This is a genomic window from Gilliamella sp. X-23 (assembly GCF_057063545.1).
In genome coordinates this window covers 209,455-218,499 of sequence record NZ_JBXSQG010000003.1, presented here as the reverse complement: position 1 = coordinate 218,499, position 9,045 = coordinate 209,455, and the positions used below count along the sequence as shown (strand labels likewise).

Annotated in this window: 7 protein-coding genes; all 7 read left to right on the top strand. The window is 39.1% G+C overall.

The features are described 5' to 3' along the window. Positions 1-1,903 precede the first annotated feature (1,903 nt). The 7 genes from purH to rnr all read left to right on the top strand — a co-directional run bounded on the left by purH (position 1,904) and on the right by rnr (position 9,038). Positions 1,904-3,496 carry a bifunctional phosphoribosylaminoimidazolecarboxamide formyltransferase/IMP cyclohydrolase gene (gene purH / locus ACYH9I_RS03665; protein ID WP_483558997.1) on the top strand — a complete coding sequence of 531 codons (1,593 nt, stop codon included), beginning with the start codon at positions 1,904-1,906 and terminating at the stop codon, positions 3,494-3,496. 62 nt (positions 3,497-3,558) lie between these two features. After that, positions 3,559-4,857 carry a phosphoribosylamine--glycine ligase gene (gene purD, locus ACYH9I_RS03660; RefSeq protein ID WP_483558995.1) on the top strand — a complete coding sequence of 433 codons (1,299 nt, stop codon included), beginning with the start codon at positions 3,559-3,561 and terminating at the stop codon, positions 4,855-4,857. A 22-nt stretch (positions 4,858-4,879) separates the two neighbouring features. Beyond that, positions 4,880-5,191, top strand: a complete 312-nt coding sequence (locus tag ACYH9I_RS03655; RefSeq protein WP_483558993.1) for a hypothetical protein — start codon at positions 4,880-4,882, stop codon at positions 5,189-5,191. An 89-nt stretch (positions 5,192-5,280) separates the two neighbouring features. Then, positions 5,281-5,592, top strand: a complete 312-nt coding sequence (locus ACYH9I_RS03650; RefSeq protein WP_160403622.1) for a hypothetical protein — start codon at positions 5,281-5,283, stop codon at positions 5,590-5,592. 277 nt (positions 5,593-5,869) lie between these two features. After that, entirely contained in the window at positions 5,870-6,097 is a 228-nt protein-coding gene (locus tag ACYH9I_RS03645; RefSeq protein WP_483558992.1) for a hypothetical protein, read from the top strand. A 5-nt stretch (positions 6,098-6,102) separates the two neighbouring features. After that, positions 6,103-6,423 carry a hypothetical protein gene (locus ACYH9I_RS03640; protein ID WP_483558990.1) on the top strand — a complete coding sequence of 107 codons (321 nt, stop codon included), beginning with the start codon at positions 6,103-6,105 and terminating at the stop codon, positions 6,421-6,423. A 179-nt stretch (positions 6,424-6,602) separates the two neighbouring features. After that, positions 6,603-9,038 carry a ribonuclease R gene (gene rnr / locus ACYH9I_RS03635; protein WP_483558988.1) on the top strand — a complete coding sequence of 812 codons (2,436 nt, stop codon included), beginning with the start codon at positions 6,603-6,605 and terminating at the stop codon, positions 9,036-9,038. The last annotated feature ends 7 nt before the right edge of the window (positions 9,039-9,045 follow it).

The following is a 9,045-nucleotide window of genomic DNA, read 5'->3' as shown; positions in this document are numbered from 1 at the left end:
TTGGGTTGGTGGATAAAATGAATTGAGTGCAGTGGTTTCGGACGTTTTGACCTTTAGTGAATAAAATAGCTCTCGTGACCACGTCCGAGCTAAGGGAATTAAAGCGAATTCCCTTAGCAATCCCGCGTTTGGCTGCAGAATGTGGCCTACGGCTGCCCTCCGCCGCCGCTCGGTCTTAACGCACCGGCTATGATTCGCTCCCGGCGAAGCATATCCTCGCCAAACATCCCTGTTTGGCGTGCTAACCTCGCTCTGTTGTCGGCACATTCTGACGCCGGAATAAGACAAATAACATAATCTTAGGTGTTTTGGGTGAATTTTTTTGTTAAAAAGCAATGTAATTACATCCAAAAAGTGGTCAGGAAAGGTATTGATTTTATTGAAGTTTTTATTTTTGTATTTTTAAGGAAAATCAACCGCTTACATAACCTAAGCAAAGCGCCGACATACAACAAATCAACAAAACCACAAATAGCACCCTTAACCGCTCCAAACCCTTTTTCTAACGACAATTTAAAATTAAATAAAATCAATAAATTATAAAACACCTTAAAAAAAGGGTTTTCAAAACCAAAATTGTTGTTTATCTTTATATAGCAAGATTTATCAAATCTTGAGTTCTACTTTAACGCCGTGTAGGCGGTTTAGAAAATATAAACCTTGATCATGATGAAGATAACTCTCTTTAACGCCGTGTAGGCGGTTTAGAAATTTTGTGCTTGGAATTCTTCTTCTGTGATAATCTTTAACGCCGTGTAGGCGGTTTAGAAAAATCTACATCGCTTTCTGAGCTATCTCCTCCACCTTAACGCCGTGCAGGCGGTTAATTCAAATAAAATCAATTATATAACTATAAAAACATAATATCTTCCAAAAAAGGATGGTTATGTTGTTTGTCTTGTTCCGGCGTCAGAATGTGCCGACAACAGAGCGAGGTTAGCACGCCAAACAGGGATGTTTGGCGAGGCTATGCTTCGCCGGGAGCGAATCATAGCCGGTGCGTCAAGACCGAGCGACGGCGGAGGGCAGCCGTAGGCCACATTCTGCAGCCAAGCGCGGGATTGCTAAGGGAATTCGCTTTAATTCCCTTAGCTCGGACGTGGTCACGATAGCTATTTTGTTCACCAAAGCTCAAAACGTCCGAAACCACCGCACCCAATCCATCCTATTCACCAAAAAAAAGGCCTGATTTTCCGCTAAAAATGTGTCAGGAAACGTATTGATTTTATTAAAGTTTTTCCGCTGTTTTTTTTAACAAAAACCGCCTAATAAAAACACAACAACCCATCCCAAAAACAATGGTTATGTTATTTGTCCTATTCCGGCGTCAGAATGTGCCGACAACAGAGCGAGGTTAGCACGCCAAACAGGACGTTTGGCGAGGCTATGCTTCGCCGGGAGCGAATCATAGCCGGTGCGTTAAGACCGAGCGACGGCGGAGGGCAGCCGCAGGCCACATTCTGCAGCCAAGCGCGGGATTGCTAAGGGAATTCGCTCTAATTCCCTTAGCTCGGACGTGGTCACGATAGCTATTTTGTTCACCAAAGCTCAAAACGTCCGAAACCACCGCACCCAATCCATCCTATTCACCAACCCAAAAAGGCCTGATTTTCCGCCCAAAAATCGGTCAGAAAAAGTATTGATTTTATTAAAGTTTTTTCTGGCTGTTTTTTTTAAAAAACATTCCCTAAACAATCTGCCCCTTATCAATCCTATAATCTAAATTAACACTACTTATTTAAAATATTATACATAACAGCTAAACGTAATAATTTATGATTTACTCGTTTTGAGTCCACCTAATAAAATTTTTTAAAAAGTTAATACTAAACATCTACCCTTAATTTATATATAATGTCGACTTAACCATTTGAATTTAGATATCAACCTCGGAGCTTCCCTCATGCAGCAGTTTCGTCCCATCCGCCGTGCTTTACTTAGTGTGTCCGATAAAACCGGTATTTTAGAGTTTGCCAAAGCCTTATCAGAACGAAATGTGGAACTTCTTTCAACAGGGGGGACGGCAAAATTGTTAATGGAAAACCAGATACCGGTAACGGAAGTTTCTGACTATACCGGATTTCCTGAAATGATGGATGGGCGAGTTAAAACGTTACATCCCAAAATTCATGGCGCTATTTTAGGGCGACGAGGGATTGATGATGACGTGATGCAACAACATCAAATTACGCCAATCGATATGGTGGTTGTCAATCTTTACCCATTTGCACAAACGGTTGCTAAAGCCAATTGTACGTTAGAAGACGCCGTTGAAAATATTGATATTGGTGGCCCAACGATGGTGCGATCTGCCGCTAAAAATCATAAAGATGTTGCCATTGTGGTTGATTGTGGTGATTATGCCAATATCATTAACATGATGGATGATAACCAAAATTCCCTTTCTTTTGAATATCGTTTTAACCTTGCTATTAAAGCCTTTGAACACACGGCTAAATATGACGGCATGATTGCCAACTATTTTGGGCAATTAGTCCCCCCTTATATGGGCGAAACCAATGAACCATCGGGCGAGTTTCCTAGAACGTTAAATCTACAATTTATTAAAAAACAGAATATGCGTTACGGCGAAAACGCCCATCAGCAAGCGGCTTTTTATGTTGAGCAAGATGCCAAGGAAGCCTCGATTGCAACGGCAAAGCAACTGCAAGGTAAAGCACTTTCTTATAATAATATTGCTGATACTGACGCTGCACTTGAATGCGTAAAATCATTTGACGAGCCCGCTTGTGTGATTGTAAAACATGCCAATCCTTGTGGTGTTGCCGTTAGCGATAACATTTTAAACGCTTATGAAAAAGCCTTTAAAACCGATCCCACTTCAGCTTTTGGTGGCATTATTGCGTTTAATAGAGCGCTAGATGCTAAAACTGCTCAAGCGATTGTTGATAAACAATTTGTTGAAGTGATTATTGCTCCTTCAGTTAGTCAAGAAGCGCTGAACATCATTCAAGCTAAAAAAAATGTGCGCGTGCTTGAATGTGGCGAGTGGTCAACATCAGCGTCAGTAAGTTTAGATTTTAAACGTGTCAATGGTGGTTTGTTAGTGCAAGATCGTGATTTAGGCATGATATCGCCAGATGCATTAACGGTAGTCACCAAACGTAAGCCAACCGACCAAGAACTTTCCGATGCGCTATTTTGTTGGAAAGTGGCTAAATTTGTTAAATCCAATGCCATTGTTTATGCAAAAGATAACATGACAATTGGTATTGGTGCAGGGCAAATGAGCCGAGTTTATTCCGCAAAAATCGCGGGCATTAAAGCGCAAGACGAGAATTTAGACGTTGCAGGTTCTGTTGTTGCATCAGATGCGTTTTTCCCATTTAGAGATGGGGTTGATGCCGCTGCCGCAGCAGGGGTGACTTGTGTGATTCAGCCTGGTGGTTCGATTCGCGATGACGAAGTGATTCAAGCGGCCAATGAACACAATATTGCAATGATATTTACGCATATGCGCCATTTTAGGCACTAGTTTTAGGCCTTAATAGGGCGACCTTGTTTATTATTAAAAAAGACATCATTAAAGGATCTTTTATGAAAGTTTTAGTCATTGGTAATGGTGGGCGCGAACATGCACTTGCTTGGAAAATTGCACAATCACCATTGGTTTCTAAAGTCTTTGTTGCACCAGGCAATGCCGGTACTTCCCTAGAACCTAGCTTAGAAAATATCAACATCAAAGCTACCGACGTAAGTGGTCTGCTTAGTTTTGCTCAGCAAGAACAAATCGATTTAACTATAGTGGGACCCGAAGCCCCATTAGTCATTGGCATTGTTGATAGCTTCCAAAAAGCGGGATTAAAAATCTTTGGACCAACTAAAGCTGCTGCACAACTTGAAGGGTCAAAAGCCTTTACTAAAGACTTCTTAGCTCGCCACAAAATTCCCACCGCAGAATATCAAAACTTTACCGAAGTCGCTCCAGCCATTGCCTATATTCGTGAAAAGGGCGCACCGATTGTGATTAAGGCTGATGGGCTAGCCGCTGGTAAAGGGGTGATTGTTGCCATGACAGTGGAAGAAGCTGAAGATGCTGTGCGTGATATGCTCGCCGGTAATGCCTTTGGTGATGCCGGTCACCAAGTCGTGATTGAAGAGTTTCTCGATGGCGAAGAAGCTAGCTTTATTGTCATGGTGGATGGCAAAAATGTCGAACCCATGGCAACAAGTCAAGATCATAAACGTGTTGGCGATGGTGATACAGGATTAAATACTGGTGGTATGGGCGCTTATTCGCCAGCACCAGTGGTGACTGATGTTGTTTTTAAACGAATAATGGATGAAATCATCTACCCAACGGTTAATGGCATGGCGCAAGAAGGCAATGTTTATGTTGGCTTTTTATATGCGGGTGTAATGATTGATAAAGAAGGTAATCCAAAAGTTATTGAGTTTAATTGCCGATTTGGCGATCCCGAAACACAGCCAATAATGATGCGAATGCAATCGGATCTAGTCAAACTTTGTTTGGCTGCGCTTGATGGTAAATTAGATACCGTACAATCAAAATGGGATCCAAGACCCGCATTAGGCGTAGTCCTAGCAGCCGGCGGTTACCCGGGTGAATATAATACCCAAGATGTGATTATTGGATTGCCTGCCGAATCAAGTGATGATTGCAAAATTTTCCATGCGGGTACTAGTTTAGAAAAAGGTCGCGTTTACACCAATGGCGGGCGTGTGCTGTGCGTTACTGCATTAGGTAATACCATACTTGAGGCGCAACAGCGTGCTTATGAGCACATCAAAGGTATTTATTGGCATGGTTGTTTTTATCGCCATGATATTGGTTATCGTGCTATTGAGAGGGAAAAAAACTGCCACAAATCTTAATTTATAAAATAAGGATATTTGCATGGCTATTGAAATATGGATTAGCTATTACTTTTTTTCCATTGTTGGGTGTTTTATTCGGCACTATTTTTCGGAATATATTGCAATGGACTATGCCAATGATAAAACTTTAAATCGTAAACGACGTTTAGCTCTTTTTTATTTTTATTTTATTTCTTTATATAGCGTGTTAATTATAAGTCAGCCAGGAGAGGGTATTTTTTCAAATATTATTTTTTTCTGGTCGGCTGTTTTTATTTTGATATTGTATTCATTTTTTATTAGTTTTCTTGAAACCCCACGTAGATACATAAAAAGAAAAAAATGGAAATGATTAATTGAATTTAAATAGAAGATGTTGATATTTTATATTAATCATATGTCTTTTTATCAACTACATGAAAAATTAAAAGGTAGATTTGCATGGCTGTTGAAATGTGGGTTAGCTATTATTTTTTTGCTATTGTTGGGTGTTTTATTCGGCACTATTTTTCGGAATATATTGCAATGGACTATGATAATGATAAAACTTTAAATCGTAAACGACGTTTAGCTCTTCTTTATTTTTATTTTATTTTTTTATATAGCCTGTTTATGATAAGTCAGCCAGGAGAAGGGCTTTTTTTAGAACTTATTTTTTTCTGGTCGGCTGTTTTAATTTTTATATTGTATGTATTTTTTATTAGTTTTCTTGAAACCCCACGTAGATACATAAAAAAGAAAAAATGGAAATGATTAATTGAATTTAAATAAGGATAAAATTAATTTTATCCTTATTTATGCAAAGAACTTGTCAATCATAACTTTCCAAACATTAACAACTTTTTGATGCTTGTTTATAAATTGAATCTTCAATTAGTCACAGGATATCCCTTTATGATAAAAGATCCATTTTTTGACCGCGAAGCCGAGAAGCATTATTATTCTATTGCTAGTTGATAGCTTATTTTAGATTATCTTAAACAAGAAGCAAAACGAGCAGGGGTTTATTACGTGCCGTAAATGTTATGCCTTGTCTGAGAATTTAAATTATTTCATTAAAGACGAAGAAAGTAGTGAAATAAATTTATATGTACCGCAGCCAGCAGAAATAGATAATGTAGGTAAAATAGTTGAAAATTATGAGTTTATTATGGCAATAAGTTCTGAACCAACAAAAAATTCCGAATATTATTTATGTACTCGTCCTGATGGTTCGCAATATCGCAAATATGATGAACATCCGGAAGAATTGGAATAATAAATATGGTTGCTTTAATTTATATCTTATTTTATTTTTTTTCTATTATACCTCTTATTATTTCTTATCGATTTAAAAAATATTCCATCAGAGATTATAGATACGATAATGGGTTAAAGTGGAAAAAAAGAATAGTATTAATCTTAAACTATGCCGTCATATTAATGCTGATCATTATTTTAGGAGAAAAAAAAACAATCAGAGGATATTCATCTGAGTTTGACCTATTACTATTATCTGCTGGAATATTTATCTATATTTATCTATTTTCAATTGGCTGGCTTGAAAGCCCTAGACCTTTTAGAAAAAAGAAAAAATGGAAATGATTAATTGAATTTAAATAAGGATAAAATTAATTTTATCCTTATTTATGCAAAGAACTTGTCAATCATAACTTTTCAAACATTAACAACTTTTTGATGCTTGTTTATAAATTGAATCTTCGTTTTAAGTTATAGCACTCTATGTTATGCTAGCGCTAATATTAGTCACAGGATATCCCTTTATGATAAAAGATCCATTTTTTGACCGCGAAGCCGAGAAGTACGATTCCCCAATTGCTAGTCGAGAGCTTATTTTAGATTACCTTAAACAAGAAGCAAAACCAGCAAGTTTAGAAAAAATAGCCCAAGCTGTCGACATTAAAAATGAAGAGCAAAAAGTGGCATTGCACCGTCGTTTGCGCGCAATGGAGCGTGATGGGCAAGTGGTGTTTACGCGTCGCAAATGTTATGCCTTGCCCGAAAAGTTTGACATGGTCAAAGGTAAGGTTATTGCCCACCGTGATGGCTTTGGCTTTTTGCGGGTAGAGGGGAACCCTGAGGACTATTTTTTAGCACCTGAGCAGATGAAAAAGGTGTTACAAGGTGATGTGATTTTAGCCCAGCCTATCGGTACACAATATCGTGGTAAAACCGAAGCTAGGGTAGTGCGAATTTTAGAGCCGCGTAGTAATCAAATTGTTGGTCGCTATTTTATCGAGCAAGGTGTTGGTTTTGTGGTGCCTGATGATAGCCGTTTGAACTTTGATATTTTAATAACGGGTAAACCTGATCGCACCGTACGTATGGGATCGGTTGTGGTAGTTGAGCTACAACAGCGACCAGAGCGTCGCCAAAAAGCGGTGGGTGTGATTAAAGAAGTCCTTGGCGAAATGATGGGGACGAATTTAGCTATTGATATTGCCCTGCGTAATCACGAAATCCCTTATGAATTACCTCAAGCGGTTGAAGCCGAAGTTAGCAAATTTACCGATCAAGTGCCCGAAAGTGCCAAAAAAGGTCGTAAAGACTTACGCAATTTACCTTTAGTTACCATCGATGGTGAAGATGCGCGTGATTTTGATGATGCGGTCTATTGTCAAAAAAATCGTGGTGGTGGCTATCGTTTGTGGGTGGCTATTGCCGATGTGAGTTATTATGTTCGGCCGGGCAAAGCGTTAGATAAAGAGGCTTGTTTGCGTGGTACGTCGGTTTACTTTCCTTCACGAGTTGTGCCTATGTTGCCCGAGGTTTTATCTAATGGACTATGTTCGTTAAATCCGCAAGTGGATCGTTTGTGTTTGGTTTGTGAAATGACGGTGTCTAATCGAGGCCGTTTGACAGGATACGAGTTTTACGAAGCGGTGATGAATTCGCATGCTCGGTTAACGTATACCAAAGTGGCTAAAATTTTAGAGGGTGATGAGGAACTTCGTGAGCATTACCATGATTTGGTTCCTCATCTTGAAAACCTCTACGGGCTTTATAGTGTGCTTGATAAAGCCCGTGTTGCCCGTGGGGCGATAGGGTTTGAATCAGAAGAGCCTAAATTTATCTTTAATGCCGATAAGCGTATTGAAAGCGTCGAGCTTGCACAGCGGAATGTGGCTCATAAAATCATTGAGGAGTGTATGATTTTAGCTAATGTGGCTGCGGCAAAATTAGTGATTAAAGCTGATATTCCTTCATTATTCCGTGTGCATGATAGACCCGATGAAGATCGCATAAATAATCTACGTAGCATTTTAAGCGAACTAGGATTGTCACTTGGTGGTGGGGCTAATGCTAAACCTAAAGATATTGCCGAATTAATGACCGTGGTTGAAACACGCCCTGATCATGATATGTTGCAAACCGTTATTTTGCGTTCAATGAAGCAAGCCATTTATGATCCTGAAAATCGAGGTCATTTTGGTTTGGCGCTTGAGGAATATGGACATTTTACTTCGCCAATTCGTCGTTATCCTGATTTACTTTTGCACCGTGCTATTAAATGGATTTTAGCCGATGAACAACAAAAGACTAGTAAGACTGGCGGGTACCGTTATAATACAAGCGAAATGCTCTATTTTGGCGAGCACTGTTCTATGACTGAACGACGTGCCGACGAAGCTGTGCGTGATGTGGTTGATTGGCTAAAATGTGATTATATGCAAGATCATGTAGGCGAGGTTTTTAACGGTACGATTTCGAGCGTAGTTAATTTTGGCTTCTTTGTGCGGTTAGACGATCTATTTATTGATGGTTTAGTGCATGTGTCATCGCTTGAAAATGATTATTATACTTTTGATGGTTCGCGTAATCGTTTAATTGGTGAAAATACCCGCTTTACTTATCGTTTAGGCGATAAAGTGCAAGTGAAAGTTGATAACGTCAATCCAGAAGAACGTAAAATTGATTTTTCACTAGTGGGTAGTAATAATAAGCCAAAACGTCAAGGTAAAACAGCAAAAGAGAAGTCTAAACAAGCCCAAACCGATCAACATGCCGATTTACCGCTTAAGCGAAAAGGTAAAAAATCAACTAGCGAAAGTAGTGCTAAGCCAAGTACTAAAAAAAAGGCTAAACCGAGTGCGAAATCAAGCACGAAAGTTGAAGCGAAAGCTAAAAGTAACAAACGTAACAAATCGAAACCAAAATCAGTCAATAAAACCAAATCAGTTAATAAGATAAAAGAGTAGCAGATAA